This is a genomic window from Mycobacterium sp. 852002-50816_SCH5313054-b, assembly GCF_001667185.1.
In the GTDB taxonomy this organism is placed as follows: Bacteria; Actinomycetota; Actinomycetes; order Mycobacteriales; family Mycobacteriaceae; genus Mycobacterium.
Genome location: NZ_LZIC01000038.1, coordinates 58,652 through 76,764, shown reverse-complemented (window position 1 = coordinate 76,764; position 18,113 = coordinate 58,652). Strand labels below are relative to the sequence as shown.

At 69.9% G+C, this 18,113-nt stretch carries 18 protein-coding genes; 9 read left to right on the top strand and 9 right to left on the bottom strand.

The genetic code is table 11. The features are described from left to right. Window positions 1-68: 68 nt before the first annotated feature. Both A5787_RS07460 and A5787_RS07455 read left to right on the top strand, forming a co-directional pair. A complete protein-coding gene (locus A5787_RS07460) occupies window positions 69-317 on the top strand; it encodes a hypothetical protein (protein ID WP_066963902.1) in 249 nt (82 codons plus the stop codon). Window positions 318-400: 83 nt separating this feature from the next. After that, on the top strand, window positions 401-1,780 hold the full coding sequence (locus tag A5787_RS07455) for an NAD(P)/FAD-dependent oxidoreductase (RefSeq protein WP_066963899.1): 1,380 nt from the start codon (window positions 401-403) through the stop codon (window positions 1,778-1,780). On the opposite strand, the gene A5787_RS07450 is transcribed toward A5787_RS07455, so the two are convergent. The 5 genes from A5787_RS07450 to A5787_RS07430 are packed head-to-tail and all read right to left on the bottom strand — an operon-like array spanning window position 1,777 to window position 6,554. Continuing rightward, entirely contained in the window at window positions 1,777-2,997 is a 1,221-nt protein-coding gene (locus tag A5787_RS07450; protein ID WP_066963897.1) for an O-succinylhomoserine sulfhydrylase, read from the bottom strand. The two genes, A5787_RS07455 and A5787_RS07450, sit on opposite strands and share 4 nt — an antisense overlap. A 5-nt stretch (window positions 2,998-3,002) precedes the next feature. Then, on the bottom strand, window positions 3,003-3,419 hold the full coding sequence (locus A5787_RS07445) for a rhodanese-like domain-containing protein (RefSeq protein WP_066963894.1): 417 nt from the start codon (window positions 3,417-3,419) through the stop codon (window positions 3,003-3,005). Beyond that, window positions 3,416-4,591: a formate-dependent phosphoribosylglycinamide formyltransferase gene (purT, locus tag A5787_RS07440; protein WP_066963891.1), complete on the bottom strand. Its 1,176-nt coding sequence runs from the start codon at window positions 4,589-4,591 to the stop codon at window positions 3,416-3,418. Before purT ends, A5787_RS07445 begins: the two co-directional genes overlap by 4 nt. After that, window positions 4,588-5,259 (bottom strand): PaaI family thioesterase, encoded by a 672-nt coding sequence (locus A5787_RS07435; protein WP_066963889.1) that lies wholly within the window; start codon window positions 5,257-5,259, stop codon window positions 4,588-4,590. The genes purT and A5787_RS07435 overlap by 4 nt, the downstream gene beginning before the upstream one ends. Continuing rightward, window positions 5,256-6,554 carry an adenylosuccinate synthase gene (locus A5787_RS07430; protein ID WP_066963886.1) on the bottom strand — a complete coding sequence of 433 codons (1,299 nt, stop codon included), beginning with the start codon at window positions 6,552-6,554 and terminating at the stop codon, window positions 5,256-5,258. Before A5787_RS07430 ends, A5787_RS07435 begins: the two co-directional genes overlap by 4 nt. Window positions 6,555-6,644: 90 nt before the next feature. Between A5787_RS07430 and A5787_RS07425 the strand changes: the two genes are divergently transcribed. Genes A5787_RS07425 through A5787_RS07415 form a run of 3 tightly spaced genes read left to right on the top strand, consistent with a single transcriptional unit; the run spans window position 6,645 to window position 8,998 of the window. After that, entirely contained in the window at window positions 6,645-7,271 is a 627-nt protein-coding gene (locus A5787_RS07425; protein ID WP_066963883.1) for a peptidase M50, read from the top strand. 9 nt (window positions 7,272-7,280) lie between these two features. After that, window positions 7,281-8,057, top strand: coding sequence for a site-2 protease family protein (locus tag A5787_RS07420; RefSeq protein WP_066963880.1), 777 nt, complete (start codon window positions 7,281-7,283; stop codon window positions 8,055-8,057). Between the two features lie 41 nt (window positions 8,058-8,098). Further along, on the top strand, window positions 8,099-8,998 hold the full coding sequence (locus tag A5787_RS07415) for a cation diffusion facilitator family transporter (protein WP_066963878.1): 900 nt from the start codon (window positions 8,099-8,101) through the stop codon (window positions 8,996-8,998). Here the strand turns inward: A5787_RS07415 and A5787_RS07410 are convergent. Beyond that, window positions 8,992-9,408 carry a DUF3151 domain-containing protein gene (locus tag A5787_RS07410; protein WP_066963876.1) on the bottom strand — a complete coding sequence of 139 codons (417 nt, stop codon included), beginning with the start codon at window positions 9,406-9,408 and terminating at the stop codon, window positions 8,992-8,994. The genes A5787_RS07415 and A5787_RS07410 overlap by 7 nt on opposite strands. Window positions 9,409-9,455: 47 nt before the next feature. Between A5787_RS07410 and A5787_RS07405 the strand changes: the two genes are divergently transcribed. Then, complete coding sequence (locus A5787_RS07405) at window positions 9,456-10,277, top strand: hypothetical protein (protein WP_066963873.1); 822 nt, start codon at window positions 9,456-9,458, stop codon at window positions 10,275-10,277. A 20-nt stretch (window positions 10,278-10,297) separates the two neighbouring features. Here the strand turns inward: A5787_RS07405 and fbaA are convergent, their stop codons facing one another. Continuing rightward, window positions 10,298-11,332, bottom strand: coding sequence for a class II fructose-bisphosphate aldolase (gene fbaA / locus A5787_RS07400; RefSeq protein WP_066963870.1), 1,035 nt, complete (start codon window positions 11,330-11,332; stop codon window positions 10,298-10,300). Between the two features lie 58 nt (window positions 11,333-11,390). On the opposite strand from fbaA, the gene A5787_RS07395 reads away from it, so the two are divergent. Then, window positions 11,391-12,095: a DedA family protein gene (locus A5787_RS07395; protein ID WP_066963867.1), complete on the top strand. Its 705-nt coding sequence runs from the start codon at window positions 11,391-11,393 to the stop codon at window positions 12,093-12,095. Here the strand turns inward: A5787_RS07395 and A5787_RS07390 are convergent. Together A5787_RS07390 and A5787_RS07385 are read right to left on the bottom strand one after the other, a co-directional pair. Then, complete coding sequence (locus tag A5787_RS07390) at window positions 12,054-14,006, bottom strand: acetoacetate--CoA ligase (RefSeq protein ID WP_066963864.1); 1,953 nt, start codon at window positions 14,004-14,006, stop codon at window positions 12,054-12,056. The two genes, A5787_RS07395 and A5787_RS07390, sit on opposite strands and share 42 nt — an antisense overlap. Then, on the bottom strand, window positions 14,003-15,124 hold the full coding sequence (locus tag A5787_RS07385; protein WP_066963861.1) for a glycoside hydrolase family 76 protein: 1,122 nt from the start codon (window positions 15,122-15,124) through the stop codon (window positions 14,003-14,005). Before A5787_RS07385 ends, A5787_RS07390 begins: the two co-directional genes overlap by 4 nt. A 151-nt stretch (window positions 15,125-15,275) precedes the next feature. On the opposite strand from A5787_RS07385, the gene A5787_RS07380 reads away from it, so the two are divergent. Beyond that, window positions 15,276-15,749 (top strand): (2Fe-2S)-binding protein, encoded by a 474-nt coding sequence (locus A5787_RS07380; protein WP_066964031.1) that lies wholly within the window; start codon window positions 15,276-15,278, stop codon window positions 15,747-15,749. Further along, on the top strand, window positions 15,742-17,859 hold the full coding sequence (locus A5787_RS07375; RefSeq protein WP_066963858.1) for a molybdopterin cofactor-binding domain-containing protein: 2,118 nt from the start codon (window positions 15,742-15,744) through the stop codon (window positions 17,857-17,859). The genes A5787_RS07380 and A5787_RS07375 overlap by 8 nt, the downstream gene beginning before the upstream one ends. The last annotated feature ends 254 nt before the right edge of the window (window positions 17,860-18,113 follow it).

The following is an 18,113-nucleotide window of genomic DNA, read 5'->3' as shown; positions in this document are numbered from 1 at the left end:
CTACCGCCTGGGCGGCCCTGTGATCCAGGTCACCCTCGACGCCGGCTTGCGGCTAGCATGGAGCTGTTATGAGGGCGGTCGTCATCGCGGTCTGCTCCGCGATCGTGTCGGTGTTTCTCAGCGTCCCGGCGGTGGCGCACGCGGACCCGTGCGTCAACGGCACCGTCCGGCCCGGCCCGGGCGCCGCCGTCCTCCTGTGCCAGGACCGCGGGTGGTTGCTTGTCATCCCGAAGGGCGGCGGTTACGGCCCAGATCAACCATTGCCACCGGCGTGTGCGACGTTTGCGGACAAGTACATGTGCCCGACCGAACAGTGATGCGCTTGCTGCTCGAGGCTTGCCGCCCCTGACGACATAGGCTGGATGGGCGCTGCGAAGACTACGAACACAAAGGGGTAAGTATGTCGCGCCATCGCGTCGTCATCATCGGGAGCGGGTTCGGGGGTCTGAATGCGGCCCGGTCGCTCAAACGGGCGGACGTGGACGTCACGGTGGTCTCGAAGACGACCAGCCACCTGTTCCAGCCGCTGCTGTATCAGGTGGCCACGGGCATCCTGTCCGAGGGCGACGTCGCCCCGACCACCCGCCTCGTCCTGCGCAAGCAGAAGAACGTCCGGGTGCTGTGGGGCGAGGTCAGCGCGATCGACCTCACGGCGAAGACGGTCACGTCGCACCTGATGGGCATGCAGACGGTGACGCCCTACGACAGCCTCATCGTGGCCGCCGGCGCCCAGCAGTCCTATTTCGGCCACGACGAGTACGCCGCCTTCGCGCCCGGCATGAAGAGCATCGACGATGCCCTCGAGCTGCGGGCTCGCATCCTCGGCGCGTTCGAGGCCGCCGAGGTCGCCACCGACCCGGCCGAGCGGAAACGCCGGCTGACCTTCGTGGTGGTGGGCGCGGGGCCGACGGGCGTCGAGCTGGCCGGCGAGATCGTTCAGCTGGCCGAGCGCACCCTGGCCGGGGCGTTTCGGACCATCACACCCAGCGAATGCCGGGTCATCCTGCTCGACGCGGCGCCGGCGGTGCTGCCACCCATGGGTGAAAAGCTGGGCCTGAAGGCCCAGCGCCGGCTCGAGAAGATGGGCGTCGAGGTCCAGCTCAACGCGATGGTGACCGCCGTCGACTACATGGGCATCACGGTCAAGGAGAAGGACGGCAGCGAGCGTCGCATCGAATGCGCCTGCAAGGTGTGGGCGGCCGGCGTGCAGGCCAGCTCGCTGGGCGAGATGATCGCCGAGCAGTCCGACGGCACCGAAACCGACCGCGCCGGCCGGGTGATCGTCGAGCCGGACCTCACCGTCAAGGGCCACCCGTACGTGTTCGTCGTTGGCGACCTGATGTCGGTGCCCGGGGTGCCGGGGATGGCCCAGGGCGCGATTCAGGGGGCGCACTACGCCACCGCGCTGATCAAGCAGGCGGTGAAGGGCCACGACGACCCGGCCAACCGCAAGCCGTTCGCGTACTTCGACAAGGGCAGCATGGCCCTCATCTCGCGGTACAGCGCCGTCGCCAAGGTCGGCAAGCTGGAGTTCGGTGGCTTCATCGCCTGGCTGGCGTGGCTGCTGTTGCACCTGTTGTACCTGGTTGGCTTCCGCAACCGCATTGCCGCCATGTTTTCCTGGGGGATCTCCTTCCTGGGCCGCACCCGCGGCCAGATGGCCATCACCAGCCAGATGATGTACGCCCGCCCGGTGGTGGACTGGGTGGAGCGCCAGGCGCAAGAGGGGTCGCTGGCGGCGGCCGAACGCATCGATTCGGCCGAGCGGCAAGCGGGTTAGCTCAGCGCCTGATCGATATCGGCGATCAGGTCGTCGGCGCCCTCCAGCCCGACGGAGACGCGAACCACGTTGTCGCCCAGCCCGATCGCGGCGCGGCCCTCGGGCCCCATCGCGCGGTGGGTCGTGGTCGCCGGGTGGGTCACCAGCGATTTGGCATCGCCCAGGTTGTTGGAGATGTCGATCAGCCGCAGCTTGTCCAGCACCTCGAAAGCCCGTTGTTTGGCGGCGCTTTCGGCGCAGTCGAGCGCGAAGGTGATCACCGTCCCGCCGCCCGACATCTGCCGCTTGGCCAGGTCGTACTGCGGGTGCGACGACAGATAGGGGTAGCGCACCCAGCTCACCGCCGGGTGGGTCTCGAGGAATTCGGCGATCCGGTGCGCCGACGAGTTGCCATGCTCCACCCGAACGGCCAGCGTCTCAAGGCCTTTCAGTAATACCCAGGCGTTGAACGCGCTCATCGCCGGGCCGGTGTGCCGCATCAGCTTCTGCACCGGTCCGTCGATGTATTCCTGGTCGCCGAGGATGGCGCCGCCCAGCACGCGCCCCTGACCGTCGATGTGCTTGGTGGCCGAGTACACCACCACGTCAACCCCGAGCGGAAAGCCCTGCTGCAGCAGCGGAGTGGCAAAGACGTTGTCCAGTACCACCTTTGCGCCCGCGGCATGGGCGAGCTCGGTCACCGCGGCGATGTCGACCAGGGACTGCATGGGGTTCGAGGGTGTCTCGAAGAACACTGCCGCCGTGGGCACCGAGAGCGCCTCCTCCCACTGCGCGAGGTCGTCGCCGTCGACGAAGACCGTTTCCACGCCCCACCGCGGCAGGATCTCGTTGCACACCACGAAGCACGACCCGAAGAGGCTGCGCGCCGCGACCAGCCGGTCACCGGCGGCCAGCAGCGCGCCCAGCGAGGTGAACACGGCGGCCATGCCGCTCGCGGTGGCGAACGCCGCGGGCGCCCCCTCGATCAGGCGCAACCGCTCCTCGAACATCGTCACGGTCGGATTGCCGTAGCGGGAGTACACGAAATGGTCCACCTCGCCGGTGAACGACTTCTCCGCGATGGCCGCCGACTCGTAGACGTAGCCGGACGTCAGGAACATCGCCTCGGCGGTCTCTTCGAAACCGGATCGCACTAGGCCACCGCGCACGCCGATGGTGGCCTGGCTGACGCCGTCGGGCAACGCCTTGGACGTGCGGACCGAGGGCTCGTCGGTCATCCCTGTTACCCCTGCTTCCAGGGCAATCCCACTGCGCGCCAACCGGTTTCACCGCGATGACCGCTGGCGTCGAGTTGACCTTCGAAACCGTCCAGCACGTTGTAGGCCGGCGTGATGCCCAGCTGCGTGGACACCTCGGCCGCGCCGATGGATCGATTGCCCGAGCGGCACAAGAAGATCACGGGCCGCTCTTGATCGGCGGGCGGGACCTGTTGGTTCAGCTCGTCGGCGAAGTTCGCGTTGGGCATCCCGTTGCCCGTCACCCACTCGATGTACACCACGTCGCGGCCCAGGCTCGAGAGGTCGGGCACCCCGACGAAGCGCCATTCGGCGTCGGTGCGCACATCGACCAACACGGCGTTGGGGTTGTCGCTGAGTAGTTTCCACGCCTGAAGGGGCGTGATGTCTCCTGCGTAGCTCATCCGCGTGAGTCTCGCATATTCAGCGCGTTCGCCACCTGTCGGGCACGTTCGCGCGCGGCCGCCACGTCCGGCGCGGTGGCCAGTGCGACGCCGAGCGGGGCGGGCCGCCGCTGCGGCGCGAAGATGCGGAGATCGCTTTCCGGAACCCGCAGCGCGCCGTTCAGTGCGTCGACGGTCAGGGACCCGCCGTCGTGGCCGGCATCGATCAGGTGGGCCGCCGCCGGCGACATCATCATGGTGTCCACCGGCAGGCCCAGGATGGCCCGGGCATGCAGCTCGAACGCCGAAAGCCGCTGGCTGCGCAGGGTCACCCAGACGCTCGGGTGCGGATGCGGCGTGACGTCGGCGAAGTACACCTCGTCGCCCTTGATCATCAGTTCGACGCCGAAGACGCCGCGCCCGCCCAGCGCCTTGATGATTCGCGCGGCGATCGACTTGGCCGCATCCACCGCGGCGTCGCTCATCTGCTGGGGTTGCCACGATTCCAGGACCGCGCCGTCGGCGTCCCGATGGCCGATCGGTGAGCAGAACTCCAGCACGGGACCGCTCGGGCCCTCCCTGCGCACCGCCAGCAGGGTCACGTCGAAGTCGACGTCGACGACCGTCTCGGCCATCACCCGCCCCGCCGAGCTCCCGACCGCGCGTTGCCAGGCCGGCTCGATGTCGTCGGGCCCGGAGACCACCGAGTGCCCCCGCCCGGACACCGGCTTCACCAACAACGGATATCCGGCGTGCGCGGCCACCGCCTGCAGTTCGCCGACCGATCCGACGAACCAGAACGGCGCGGTGGGCAGCCCCAACTCGTCGGCCGCCAGCCGGCGCAGCGCCTCGCGATCGGCGGTGAGCCGCACGGTGCGGGCGTTCGGCACCAGTTCGGTGCGCTCGTGGTCGTGGCCGTCGGCCGGCGCCTCGAGGGCAACCGCGTCGGTGGCCGTCACCACGAAGTCCGGCCTGTGCTGTTGAATCGCCCTCGCCAGCTCGTCGGCGTCGGTCAGGTGCTCTTCGACCGCGATCACCCGCGCGCCGAGGTGCCGCAGCGCGATCGCCAGTTCGCGGCTGAGCTCACCGGAACCGAGCAGCACCACCCTCGGCCCGCCGTCGGCTTGGGGCTGCGGAGGCACCGCAAGGGCCGTCGTCTTGTCGTCCTGTCCTTCGGTGAAGCCGTCAGTCACCGCTCAAGGATAGGTCGGTTGCGCGGGGGCTGGGGCTGGCCGGGAAGCAGCCGCACCATCAGGCCGTTGGCCTCGGCCAACACGGTGTCGTCGCCGTCGACCAATTCCGCCGCGACGAACGCCTTGCGGCCCTCGGTCGTGGTGACGCGCCCGCGCACCGCCAGCGGCGCGTCGATCGGCGTGACCTTGCGGTAGTCGACATGCAGGAAAGCCGTGCGGCTGATCGGCCGCCCCGCGGCGTGGGAAATCATGCCGAACATGTGGTCAAACAGCAGCGGCAGCACGCCGCCGTGCACGGCGTGATTGCCGCCCACGTGAAACCGGCTGAAGTACCCGGTCATTTCGACGCCGTCGGGGGCGTAGCGCGTCAACGTCCAGGGCGGCAGCAGCAGGCTGCCCATGCCGGGCAGGCCGGGCGTCCGCCCGGCCGGCGCCTGGCCCTCCTCGGCCTGGAACGGGCGCAGGACCTCCACCAGGGCCGCCGCGCGTTCGGCCGCGTCGTCCCAGACGTCTTCGGCGGGATTCGCGGACACGGCCAGGTCCTGCAGCGCCCGCATCGCCGTGACGAACCGGCCGAAACCCGGGCCGGGGCTGGCCGGCCCGTATTCGGGAAAGCCGCCGTGGTGTTCGTATTCGGGGTCGAGTTCTTTGGGGTCCGGCTCGCTCACGGGCGAGCCGCCAGGACGTCGCGGCGCACGATCGTCTGATCGCGGCCGGGACCGACGCCGATGCACGAAATATGGGCTCCGGCAAGCTCTTCCAGCCGCAACACGTAGTCCCGCGCCTTGGCGGGCAGGTCGTCGAACTCCCGGGCGTCCGAGATGTCCTCCCACCAGCCGGGCAGCTCCTCGTAGATCGGCTCGGCGCGGTGCAGGTCGCTCTGGGTCATCGGCATGTCACCGATGCGCTCCCCGTCGATCTGGTAGCCCACGCACACCGGCACCGTTTCCAGGCTGGACAGCACGTCGAGCTTGGTCAGGAAGAAGTCGGTGATGCCGTTGACCCGGGTGGCGTAGCGGGCGACGACCGCGTCGAACCAGCCGCAGCGCCGGCGCCGCCCGGTGGTGACGCCGACTTCGCCGCCGATCTTGGACAGGTATTCGCCGTTCTCGTCGAACAGCTCGGTGGGGAACGGTCCCGAGCCCACGCGGGTGGTGTAGGCCTTGAGGATTCCCAGCACGGCGGTGATACGGGTCGGGCCGATCCCCGACCCCACGCACGCGCCGCCCGCCGTCGGATTCGATGACGTCACGTAGGGATAGGTGCCGTGGTCGACGTCGAGCAGCGTGCCCTGCGAGCCCTCCAGCAACACCGTCTCCCCCGTCTCCAGCGCCGCGTTGAGCAGCCGCCGGGTGTCGCGGATGCGGTGGCGAAAGCCCTCCGTTTGTTGCAGGAGGGCCTCGACGATCTGGTGCGGGTCCAGCGCCTTGCGGTTGTAGATCTTGACCAGGATTTGGTTCTTGAGCTCCAGAGCGCCTTCGACCTTGTGGGCCAGCAGCTCCGGGTCGAGGACGTCGGCGACCCGGATGCCCTGGCGGGCGATCTTGTCCTGGTAGCACGGACCGATGCCGCGGCCGGTGGTGCCGATCTTCCTGTTGCCCATGTAGCGCTCGGTGACCTTGTCGATGGCCACGTGGTACGGCAACAGCAGGTGCGCGTCGGCGGAGATCAGCAGCTTGGTGGTGTCCACGCCGCGGTCCTCGAGGCCCTTGAGCTCGTCGAGCAGCACCCCGGGATCCACCACGACGCCGTTGCCGATCACGTTGGTGACGCCGGGCGTCAGCACCCCCGAGGGAATCAGGTGCAGCGCGAAATTCTCGCCGCTGGGCAGGACGACGGTGTGTCCGGCGTTGTTGCCGCCCTGATAGCGCACCACCCACTGCACGCGCCCGCCGAGCAGGTCGGTGGCCTTACCTTTGCCCTCGTCACCCCACTGGGCGCCGATGATGACGATTGCCGGCATGCCTTGCTCCCGCCTAATCCCACGCGTTTCAGCCTGCTTATTGTGGTCCAGCCGGTGACCCACCCTATCCCAGGAGGTTGCGAGGAACGCATGAATAACGTGGGGGTGTTGGTGTTCGGCGATCGGCGGGTGCCCGGGCCGCTGACCGGCCTGCCGATCCACCCGGCCGATATCGACGCCGCGATCGGGCCGTACGGGCGGCTGGCCGTCGTCGGCGCCGATGCCGACCTGGCCGGGGTGCTGACCCGGTTGCTGCGCGCCGACCGGCTCGACGTCGAGGTGGCCTACGTCCCGCCCCGCCGCACCCGGGCCACCCGGATCTACCGCCTGCCCGCCGGACGGCGCGCGGCGCGGCGCGCCCGGGCCGGCTCCGCGCACCGGGTGACCCTGATCCGCGACGACACCGGATCGGTGGTCGTCGGCCGGGCCGACTGGCTGCCCGCCGACGCCGGGCAGCCGCTGCGCGGCGAGGCGGTCGTCGACGACACCACGCTGTTCGACGGCGAGGTCGCCGCCGTGCGCATCGAGCCGACGCTGGCCATGCCGGGCCTGCGGGCCTCGATACCGGGCGGGCTCTGGCGCCGGTGGGTCGCCGGCCGGGCGGCCCAGCTGGGCAGCACCGGCGTCATCGTCGTGCGCGACGGCGTCGCGGCGCCGCGCGCGGCGCGCAGGTCGACGTTCTACCGCAACGTCGAGGGCTGGCTGCTGGTCCGGTAATTTTTCAGCGTGAGCTTTCCCGCGCGGCAACACGAATCCGTGCGGCCCAGTCCGATCTTCCTGGGCCTGGTCGCGTTGACGGCGGCCGGCGGCGTGCTGGCCTGGCTGGCCGGATCGAGCGTGCGGCCGCTCTCCTACGCCGGGGTCTTCATCTTCGTGATCGCGGGCTGGTTGGTGTCGCTGTGCCTGCACGAATTCGGCCACGCGGTGACCGCCTGGCGCTTCGGCGATCACGACGTCGCGGTCCGCGGCTATCTGACGCTGGATCCGCGGCGGTACAGCCACCCCGCGCTCTCGCTGGTGCTGCCGATGGTGGTCATCCTGCTGGGCGGCATCGGGCTGCCGGGCGCCGCGGTGTACGTGCGGACCTGGTTCATGACCCCCACGCGACGCAGCCTGGTCAGCCTGGCGGGCCCGGCGGCCAACCTGGTGCTGGCGGTGCTGCTGCTGGCGCTGACCCGGCTGTTTTACGACCCGGCCCACGCGGTGCTGTGGGCGGGGGTGGCGTTCCTGGGATTCCTCCAGCTGACCGCGCTGTTGCTGAACCTGCTGCCCGTTCCCGGCCTGGACGGGTACGACGCGCTGGAACCGCACCTGAGCCCGGAGACGCAGCGCGCGCTGGCCCCGGCCAAGCAGTGGGGCTTTTTCGTCCTGCTGTTTCTGCTGCTGGCGGCCAGCTCCTGGTTCTTCGCCCTGGTGCTCTGGCTGTTCGATTTCTCCGGCGTGCCGCACTGGCTGGTGTCCGCCGGCAACCAGCTGACCCGGTTCTGGAGCCGCTGGGTCTAACGGTTGCAATATATGCGCTTTTGCGCATATATTGCTGGGCTATGGGCGCCGGCCACAATCACACCCCCGCCGAGGGCGACGAGTCGTCCCGGATGATCCCGCGCATGATCGCAGCCGCGGCGATCCTGGCGGCGTTCTTCGTCATCGAGTTGGCCACCTCGCTGCTGATCAACTCGATCGCACTGCTGGCCGACGCCGGGCACATGCTGACCGACGTCGTCGCCGTGTTCATGGGGCTGGCAGCGGTGACCCTGGCCCGCCGCGGCAGCTCGTCGCCCGCGCGCACCTACGGGTGGCATCGGGCGGAGGTGTTCACCGCGGTCGCTAACGCCGGGCTGCTGCTCGGGGTCTCCCTGTTCATCCTCTGGGAGGCGATCCAGCGGCTCCGGGAAACCCCGTCGATCCCCGGCGTGCCGATGATCGTGGTTGCGCTGGCCGGACTGCTGGCCAACCTGGTGGTCGCGCTGCTGCTGCGCTCGCATTCGACGCAGAGCCTGGCGGTCAAGGGCGCCTACATGGAGGTGGTCGCCGACAGCGTCGGCAGCCTGGGCGTGCTGATCGCCGGCGTGGTCACCGTGACGACGCGCTGGCCGTACGCCGACGTGGTGGTCGCGGTGCTGGTCGCGCTGTGGGTGCTGCCCCGGGCCATCGCGCTGGCCCGCGACGCGCTGCGCATCCTGTCCGAGGCCTCGCCGACCCACATCGACGTGGAGGAGCTGCGCGGCGCGCTCGGTGCGGTCGACGGCGTGACCGAGGTGCACGACCTGCACGTGTGGACGCTCTCGCCCGGCAAGGACATGTGCACCGCGCACCTGACCAGCGACGGCGACTCGGCCCGGGTGCTGCGGGACGCGCGCGCGGTGCTGTCGGAGCGCGGGCTGGAGCACGCGACCGTCCAGATCGAGTGCCCGGGCGGCGCCGAGTGCTCTGAGGGCTACTGAAGCCCCAGCGGCGCGCGGGCCGCGGGGTCGCAGTCGTCGAGCAGGTCCAGGCAGCGCTGGTACTCGTCGGTCTCGCCGATGGCGTCGGCGGCCTTCGCCAGCGCCGCGACGCAACGCAGGAAGCCCCGGTTAGGCGCGTGCGCATACGGCACCGGCCCGAAGCCCTTCCACCCGTTGCGCCGCAGCTGATCCAGGCCGCGGTGGTAACCGGTGCGGGCGTAGGCGTAGGCGGTGACGGCCTTGTCTTCCGCCAGCGCCTCCTCGGCGAGAGCGGCCCAGGCCACCGACGCCGAGGGGTGCGCGGCGGCGACGGAGCTCGGGTTTTCGTTGGCGAGCAGCTCCGCCTCGGCATCGCTATCGCCGGGTAGCAGGATCGGATCGGGTCCGAGAAGATCTCCCATCGACGTCATGGTGTCTATTTTGCCGTCCCCCCGGTCCGGGTCGCTAAGCTCCTTGCATGCCCAATCCACCCGAACCCGACCGCGGCGGTGCGCCGAGGCGGCCGGGCGGCGAAGCGCCCGGCGGCGAGGGAGCCGAGGGCCAGCCGATGGTGCCCAACGATCCCGAGACCGAGACGGTGGTGATCAACAAGCCCGATCAGGGCAACGATCCCGTCGCGGATCCGGACGGGGCGCAACGCGAACGTCGTTTCACCGCACCGGGATTCGACGCGAAGGAAACTCAGGTGATCGCGACTTCCGCGGAGCCCGCCACGGAGGTTTTCGCATCGCCGCCGGCACCCGAAGGCCCGCCGCCGCAGGCGGGCATCCCCCCGAAAGCCGCTGTGCCGCAATCCATTCCACCCCGATTGGGGGCGAAGCTGCGGACGACGCGGCAAATCAACTGGGGCTGGGTGCTGGCGCTGGTGGTGGTCGTGCTGGCGTTGGCGGCGATCGCGATCCTGGGCACCGTCCTGCTGACCCGCAGCAAGCACTCGAAAGTCTCCGAGGAAGACCAGGTTCGGCACACCATCTCCCAGTACGACGTCGCGGTGCAGCGGGGCGACCTGACCGCGCTGCGCACCATCACCTGCGGGAACGCCCGCGACGGGTATGTCGATTACGACGAACACGCCTGGCAGGAGACCTACCAGCGGGTGTCGGCGGCCAAGCAGTATCCGGTGATCGCCAGCATCGACCAGGTCGTCGTCAACGGCCAGCACGCCGAGGCGAACATCACCACGTTCATGGCCTACGACCCGGCCCTGCGTTCGACGCGCAGCCTCGACCTGCAATACCGCGACGACCAGTGGAAGATCTGCCAGTCCCCCAGCGGCTAGCTACCCGCCTCTGCTCGGCATCAATGACCCAGGGACTTGCCGGCGCAGTGCAGGTCGTTGCAGGCCTCCACGACCCGCGCGGTCATGCCGGCCTCGGCGAACTTGAGATAGGTGCGCGGGTCGTAGGCCTTCTTGACGCCCACCTCGCCGTCGACCTTGAGCACACCGTCGTAGTTGGTGAACATGTGACCGGCGATCGGGCGGGTGAACGCGTACTGGGTGTCGGTGTCGACGTTCATCTTCACCACCCCGTAGCGCAGCGCCTCCTCGATCTCCGATTTCAGCGAGCCCGAACCGCCGTGGAACACGAAGTCGAACGGCTTGGATCCGTCGGGCAGCCCCAGCTTGGCCGACGCCACCTGCTGCCCCTGCGCGAGGATGTCGGGGCGCAGCTTGACGTTGCCGGGCTTGTAGACGCCGTGCACGTTGCCGAACGTCGCGGCCAGCAGGTACTTGCCATGCTCGCCGTGGCCCAGCGCGTCGATCGTCTTCTCGAAGTCGGCGGGCGTGGTGTAGAGCTTGTCGTTGATCTCGTTGGCGACGCCGTCCTCCTCGCCGCCCACCACGCCGATCTCGATCTCGAGCACAATCTTGGCCGCCGCGGCCTCCTTGAGCAGCTCCTGCGCGATGACCAGGTTCTCGTCGATCGGCACCGCGGAGCCGTCCCACATGTGGGATCCGAACAGGGGATCGTCGCCCGCGCGCACGCGCTCCGCCGAAATCGCCAGCAGCGGGCGCACGTAGCTGTCGAGTTTGTCCTTGGGGCAGTGGTCGGTGTGCAGCGCGACGTTGACCGGGTATTTGGCCGCGACGACGCGGGTGAACTCCGCCAGTGCGACGGCGCCGGTCACCATGTCCTTGACCCCCAGGCCGGACGCGAACTCCGCACCGCCGGTGGAGAATTGGATGATGCCGTCGCTGCCGGCGTCGGCGAATCCTTTGAGCGCGGCGTTGACCGACTCAGAGGAGGTGCAGTTGATGGCCGGGAAGGCGTAGGAGTTCTCCTTGGCCCGGCCCAGCATCTCGGCGTAAATCTCGGGGGTTGCGACGGGCATGGGCTCCTCCTGGCGGCTGGGCCCATCCAGTATGGCAACAAAGGTATGTTGAAGCATCGTGAGCACCACCGTGACGGCCCTGCCGGACATCCTCGACCCGATGTACTGGCTGGGCGCCAATGGCGTCTTCGGCTCGGCGGTGCTGCCCGGCATCCTGGTCATCGTCTTCATCGAGACCGGGCTGCTGTTTCCGCTGCTCCCCGGCGAGTCGCTGCTGTTCACCGGCGGCCTGCTGGCTGCGCACCCCAACCCGCCCGCGAGCATCTGGGTGCTGGCCCCGTCCGTCGCGGTGGTCGCGATCCTGGGCGACCAATGCGGCTATTTCATCGGGCGGCGGATCGGTCCGGCGCTGTTCAAGAAGGAAGACTCCCGCTTCTTCAAGAAGCACTATGTGACGGAGTCACACGCGTTCTTCGAGAAGTACGGGCCCTGGGCGATCATCCTGGCCCGGTTCGCGCCGTTCGTGCGGACGTTCGTCCCGCCGGTGGCCGGGGTGTCGTACATGCGCTACCCGGTGTTCCTCGGCTTTGACATCGTCGGCGGCATCCTGTGGGGCGGCGGTGTGACGCTGGCGGGCTACTTCCTGGGCACGGTGCCGTTCGTGCACCAGAACCTGGAGAAGATCATCCTGGGCATCCTGTTCGTGTCGATGATCCCGGCGTTCATCGCCGCCTGGCGCGCCTATCGCGGGCGTCGCCGCACGGGCGGGCAGGAGCCCGAGTCAGGACACCCGACTTCTCCGGTACGCAACGAAAGCGTCTAGCAGGTCGGGCCTGTCGATCGAACTCTGCTGCACGGCCTCGTCCGGCGCGGCCCCGAGCAGGATCCGCTTGATCGGGATCTCCAGCCGCTTGCCGGTCAGCGTCCGCGGTATGCCCGGAACGTCCAGGATGTCGTCGGGCACGTGTCGCGGCGAGGCGTGCTGGCGGATCTCGCCGACGATTCTGGACCGCAGCGCGTCGTCGAACTCCGCACCGTCCGCCAGGTGCACGAACAGCGGCATCCAGTAGCCGCCGTCGTCCTGCTCGACGCCGACCACCAGGCAGTCCTGCACCTCCGGCATGCGTTCGACCGCCGTGTAGATCTCCGCGCTGCCCATCCGCACGCCCATCCGGTTCAGGGTGGCGTCCGAACGGCCATGCACCACAACCGATCCCCGGTCGCTGATGGTGATCCAGTCCCCGTGGCACCACACGCCCGGGTACTTGTCGAAGTATGCGGCGCGGTAGCGGCTGCCGTCGTCGTCGTTCCAGAAGGACACGGGCATGGACGGCATCGGCTTGGTGACCACCAGCTCGCCCTCTTCCCCGATGACGGGGTGGCCCCGGCCCTTCCAGGCCTCGATGGCCGAGCCGAGGCACAGGCAGGACAGTTCGCCGGCGACCACGGGCAGGATCGAGCAACCGCCGATGAAGGCCGTGCACACGTCGGTGCCGCCGCTCATCGAGATCACCGGAACCGCGCGGCCGAGTCCCTCTTGCACCCAACGGAATCCGGACGCGGGCAGCGGCGACCCGGTGGACCCGACCGCGCGCAGCCCGTCCAGCGGATACGACGCGCCCGGCGTCAATTCCTTTTTGGCACAAGCCAATAGGTAGCCCGCTCCGGCGCCGAGCACCGTGACGCCGGCGTCGGCGGCGACGCGCCACAGGCCGTCGGTGCCCGGATGCGTTGGGCTGCCGTCATACAACACGATCGTGGCGTCGACCAGCAGGCCGGACACCAGCAGATTCCACATCATCCAGCTGGTCGACGAGTACCACAGGAAGCGGTCCCCCGGGTACAACTCGAATTGCAGCGTCAGGTACTTCAGGTGCTCCAGCACCACACCGCCGTGACCGTGCACGATGCCCTTCGGCTTCCCGGTGGTTCCCGACGAGAACATCACCCACAACGGGTGCGCGAACGGGACCGGTGTGATGTCGAGGGCGGCGTACCCCTCGACGGCCGTGGCCCACGCCACGGTGTCGCCGTCGACGTCGAGCCCGAGCCGCGGCACCACCACGGTGGCCTTCAGCGTCGGCATCGCACCCTGGATCGTGGCCAGCTCCGCCCGGCGATCGATGCGCTTGCCCGCGTACACCGAGCCGTCGGTGGCCACCAGCACGGCCGGCTCCACCTGACCCAGCCGGGCGATCACTCCGTCGACCGACACGTCCTGGTTGCACACGGCCCAAATCGCGCCCACGCTGGCCGCGGCCAGGGCGGCGACGACGGCCTCGGCGACGTTGGGCAGGTACCCGGCGACGGCGTCGCCGGGCTTGACGCCGAGGTTGCGCAGGTAGGCCGCGAACGCCGCCGTCTCGCGCTGCAGCCTCGCCCAGGACCACTCGGTGGACCCGTCCTCGCCGACGGCGATCAGCGCCGGGCGCTCGTCGGTGGCGTGGCGGAACACCTCGGTGGCGTAGTTGAGCGTGGCGCCCGGGAACCACTCGGCGCCCGGCATGGAACGCTCGTCCAGCACCGCGCGAGGCGGGCTGTCCGCCTGGATGTCGAAGTAGGTCCACACGGCGTCCCAGAACCAGTCGATGTCGTCCACCGACTTTGCCCACAGGCCTTGGTAGTCGCCGTACTCGCCGCGGCCTGTCTCGGCCAGCCAGGCCATGAAGCGGGTGAGGTTGGCGCCGGCAAGCGTTGCCTCGTCGGGGATCCAGCCGCCGCTGAGGTCGCTCATGTGTCGCTCACGGCGGTGACGTTACAGGCGGCCTCCATCAGCATCCAGCCCGATAGCTGAACCGACAGATCCCGCTCGGCGATCTCGGAAGCGTTGACCGCGCCCTCGACGAATTGGGCCTCTTCCCCACCCGCCTGGGGCAGTTCGGCGTCGCGGTCCCAGAACGCGCCGAACAGCGGCAGCCCGTCCACCGTTTGCCGGCAGTCCCAGGCCGACTTCGCCGACGACAGCACGATGGTGCGCGCGGTGTCGCGGGCCACGGCGTCGTCGGCGGAGTCGCCCGGCAGGGTGGTGGCGACCAGCGCGAGGTAGCGGGCGGTGATGCCGCCGAACAGGCCGCCGTCCCCGCCGCCGGCGCCCCGCAGCACGCCCGACGGCGCCATCTGCTCGCTGACCGCCGCCACCAGCCGATGCACCCGGGCCTGATGCCGGGCCCTGGCCTCGGCGCCGGTGCGCGCGGCGAGCTCGGTCTCCAGTCCCAGCACGACGCCCTGGCAGTAGGTGTACTGCGCGCGCACCAGCGAGCCGGCCTTGATGCCGTCGAACACCAGGTGGGTCTCCGGGTCGATCAGGGTGCGGTCGATCCAGTCGCTCATCTGGTCGGCCCGCTGCAGGTGCTCCCCGTAGCGGGCGAGGAAGGTTCCCGCCGGGCCGTTGGCCGGGGCGTTGAAAAACTTGTCCTGCTTGCGCCACGGGATGCCCCCGCCGTCCCCGGGCGCCCACGCGTCGACGAACTGGTCGGCCAGCTTGGGCAGCGCGCGATGGCGTTCGACGCCGGCCAGCCGGGCCGCGCGTTCCAGCGCCAGCGCCAGCCACGCCATGTCGTCGTAATAACTGTTGACCCACCGGAGGTTGTTACGCAGCCGGTGCGAGCGGACCTGGCGGTTGATCATCGTGTGCCGGTGCGGTTGCGGATCGCGCCGCTGCGCGTCGACCAGACAATCCAGCAGGTGCGCCTGCCACCAGTAGTGCCAGGTGCCGAACAGCCGGTCTTTGCGGGTCGGCGGCCAGGCCACCATCCCCAGCTGGGTTCCCGGCAGTGCCCACAGCCGCTTCAGGTGCCGCTGCGCGACAGCGGCTTCGGAGCTGGCCGCCCGGTTGGCCCATAGCTGATCCATACCTGTCGATCCTGCCCTAGCGCGGTGCTCGTCGGGTGTGCGGTCTCGGCGTCTCGTGTGTGCCCAGGGCGGGACATTCGCCGGAATCCCGCCGTCGTCGCACACGCGACGCCGCAGGCGCACACTGCGCGGCCGGAGGATGCTGGAGCCCATGGGCGAATTGACGGTCAACGGGCAGCGTCACGTAGTCGATGCCGAGGACGACACACCGCTGCTGTACGTGCTGCGCAACCACCTGGGTTTGAAGGGCACGCGGTTCGGCTGCGGGGTGGGGCTGTGCGGTGCGTGTTTCGTGCTCGCCGACGGCCGTCCGGTGTACTCCTGCGACACCCCGCTGTGGTCGGTGTCCGACAAGTCGATCCGCACCGTCGAGGGCCTGGGCGGCGGCGGGCAGCCGCACCCCGTGGTGCGCGCCCTGGTCGCCGGGCAGGCGGCGCAATGCGGGTACTGCATGTCGGGGATCGTGGTGGCCGCCGCGGCCCTGCTGGCCGACAACCCCGACCCGACGGAGGAGGAGGTTCGTGCCGCCCTGGACTCCAACCTGTGCCGGTGCGGCTCGCACAATCGCGTGGTCGCGGCGGTGCTGAGCGCAGGGGCCGAGCTGCGGGGGTCCGCCGATGCCTGACCTGCCCGAGTCGCTGGCGGCCAATCCCGTTCTGGGCGAATGGGTTCGGATCGGATCGGACGGCGTCGTGCAGGTGCGCTCGGGCAAGGTGGAGCTGGGCCAGGGCGTGTTGACGGCGCTGGCGCAGATCGCCGCCGAGGAGCTGGACGTGGGCGTCGCGCGGGTGCGGATGATCGCCGCGTCGACCGATCGCAGCCCCGACGAGGGCTTCACGGCCGGCAGCCGGTCGATCCAGCAGTCCGGCGCGGCGCTGCGCCAGGCGTGCGCCGAGGTGCGGGCGATCTATCTGGACGCGGCCGCGGCCAAGCTGGCCGTGGCGCCCGACGAGTTGGACGTCGCCGACGGGGAATTCAGCGGTCCGCACGGCTTGGCCACCAGTTATTGGGAACTCGCGGACGATTCGCTGCTGGAGCGCGCGGCGACCGGGGCGGCGACGCCCAAGCCCGAGTCGGACTACGCAGTCGTCGGCACCGACGTCGCGCGGGTGGACCTGCCCGACAAGCTGACCGGGCGGCCGCGCTACCTGCACGACCTGGTGGTGGACGGGCAGCTGTACGGCCGCATTGTTCGCCCGCCGTCGCGCGGGTCTCACCTGCGCGGCCTCGACACCGCCCCGACCCTGGCGCTGCCGGGGGTGGTCACCGTCGTGCGTGACGGCGAGTTCCTCGGCGTGATCGCCGAACGCGAGGAGGTCGCGGTGCGCGCGGCCGAGCGGCTGCGCGGCGACGCCACCTGGGATCGGCGGCCGACGCTGCCCGACGAGGACGGCCTGCCGGCGTTCCTGGTGTCGGCCGCGGCCGAGACGTCGGTGCTGGCGTCCAAAGAAGCTGCGGCGCCGATTCATTCGGCGCGGTCGCATTCGGCCCGCTACCACCGGCCGTACCTGGCGCACGCGTCGATCGGCCCGTCGGCCGCGGCGGCGCTCGCGTCCAAGGACGGTCGGCTGGAGGTCTGGTCGCACAGCCAGGGCATCCACGTGCTGCGGCGCGAACTGGCCGCCGCGCTGGGCCTGCCGGTCGATGCGGTGGTGGTGCGCCACGTCGAGGGGCCCGGGTGCTACGGGCACAACGGCGCCGACGACGCCGCCATGGACGCCGCGGTGCTGGCGCGGGCGGTGCCCGGTAGGCCGGTGCACCTGGTCTGGTCGCGCACCGACGAATTGGCCTGGGCACCTTTCGGTCCCGCGGCCGTCGTCGAGATCGCCGCCGACTGCGGCGACGACGGCGCCGTCGTCGACTGGCGCCACGAGATCTGGAGCGGCAGCTACATGGGCCGCCCCGGCACGACGCCGACGTCGGCGTTCCTGGCCGCCAGCGAGCGCGCCGGCGGCGAGCCGATCCGCACCGGCGGCGAGCCGCCGGTCGAGTGGGGCGGCGGCACCGGGCGCAATTCGGTACCGGGCTACGACTTTCCGTCCTACCGGGTGATCAACCACCTGCTGACCGAGATGCCGCTGCGCACCTCGGCGCTGCGTTCGCTGGGCGCGTTCATCAATGTCTTTGCGGCGGAGTCGTTCATGGACGAGCTGGCGGTGGCCGCGGGCCGTGATGCCCTCGAGTTCCGGCTGGCGCAGCTGTCGGACGAGCGCGGGCGCGCGGTGTTGCAAGCGGCGGCGCAGCGGGCCGGCTGGGGGAAATGGGCGCGGCGGGAATCCGTCGGTCACGGCATCGGGTATGCCCGATACAAGAATTCGGCCGCCTACTGCGCGGTGGTCGCCGAGGTCGAGGCGGTCGAGCAGGTCCGGGTGCGCCGGTTGGTCATCGCGGTGGACGCCGGGCTGGTCATCAATCCCGACGGCGCGGCCAACCAGATCGAGGGCGGCGCGGTGCAGGCCACCAGCTGGACGCTCAAGGAGCGGGTCCGCTTCGACGGCTTCAACGTCACCAGCGACACCTGGGAGACCTACCCGATCCTGCGGTTCTCCGAGGTGCCCGCGGTCGACGTCGAATTCCTTGCCGGACAGGGCAACCCGCCGCTGGGCATCGGCGAGTGCGCCCAGGGCCCGGCGGCCGCGGCGATCGCCAACGCCGTCTACGACGCGCTCGGCGTGCGGGTGCGCTCGCTGCCGCTGACGGCCGAGCAGCTCATCGCGGCGATCGACCGGCATTAGGTGTGGCCCCGGCGGGAATGCCCGTTTTGAATCACTACATCGTGGCGGTGTTGGGCAGCAGTGCGCCCAGTATCGAGATGCGTCCGCCACAAAGTCTGCCGGATAGCCCAGCGCCAGCTGCGAATCCGCTGGCTGCGCAGACCTCGTGATCGTGCATCACCAGGGCATGTTGTGCCGACTTGCCTCACCGAGTGCCAACACATGTGCACCGCGTGCACGACCGGGCGGGGGAGAGTTACAGCGTGCGCTAGCCG

Bases quoted from the DNA above. Each gene is read 5' to 3' on its own strand.
- A5787_RS07460 (WP_066963902.1), top strand. From the start codon at position 69: ATGAGGGCGGTCGTCATCGCGGTCTGCTCCGCGATCGTGTCGGTGTTT.
- A5787_RS07455 (WP_066963899.1), top strand. From the start codon at position 401: ATGTCGCGCCATCGCGTCGTCATCATCGGGAGCGGGTTCGGGGGTCTG.
- A5787_RS07450 (WP_066963897.1), bottom strand. From the start codon at position 2,997: ATGACCGACGAGCCCTCGGTCCGCACGTCCAAGGCGTTGCCCGACGGC.
- A5787_RS07445 (WP_066963894.1), bottom strand. From the start codon at position 3,419: ATGAGCTACGCAGGAGACATCACGCCCCTTCAGGCGTGGAAACTACTC.
- A5787_RS07430 (WP_066963886.1), bottom strand. From the start codon at position 6,554: ATGCCGGCAATCGTCATCATCGGCGCCCAGTGGGGTGACGAGGGCAAA.
- A5787_RS07425 (WP_066963883.1), top strand. From the start codon at position 6,645: ATGAATAACGTGGGGGTGTTGGTGTTCGGCGATCGGCGGGTGCCCGGG.
- A5787_RS07415 (WP_066963878.1), top strand. From the start codon at position 8,099: ATGGGCGCCGGCCACAATCACACCCCCGCCGAGGGCGACGAGTCGTCC.
- A5787_RS07410 (WP_066963876.1), bottom strand. From the start codon at position 9,408: ATGACGTCGATGGGAGATCTTCTCGGACCCGATCCGATCCTGCTACCC.
- A5787_RS07405 (WP_066963873.1), top strand. From the start codon at position 9,456: ATGCCCAATCCACCCGAACCCGACCGCGGCGGTGCGCCGAGGCGGCCG.
- fbaA (WP_066963870.1), bottom strand. From the start codon at position 11,332: ATGCCCGTCGCAACCCCCGAGATTTACGCCGAGATGCTGGGCCGGGCC.
- A5787_RS07390 (WP_066963864.1), bottom strand. From the start codon at position 14,006: ATGAGCGACCTCAGCGGCGGCTGGATCCCCGACGAGGCAACGCTTGCC.
- A5787_RS07385 (WP_066963861.1), bottom strand. From the start codon at position 15,124: ATGGATCAGCTATGGGCCAACCGGGCGGCCAGCTCCGAAGCCGCTGTC.
- A5787_RS07380 (WP_066964031.1), top strand. From the start codon at position 15,276: ATGGGCGAATTGACGGTCAACGGGCAGCGTCACGTAGTCGATGCCGAG.
- A5787_RS07375 (WP_066963858.1), top strand. From the start codon at position 15,742: ATGCCTGACCTGCCCGAGTCGCTGGCGGCCAATCCCGTTCTGGGCGAA.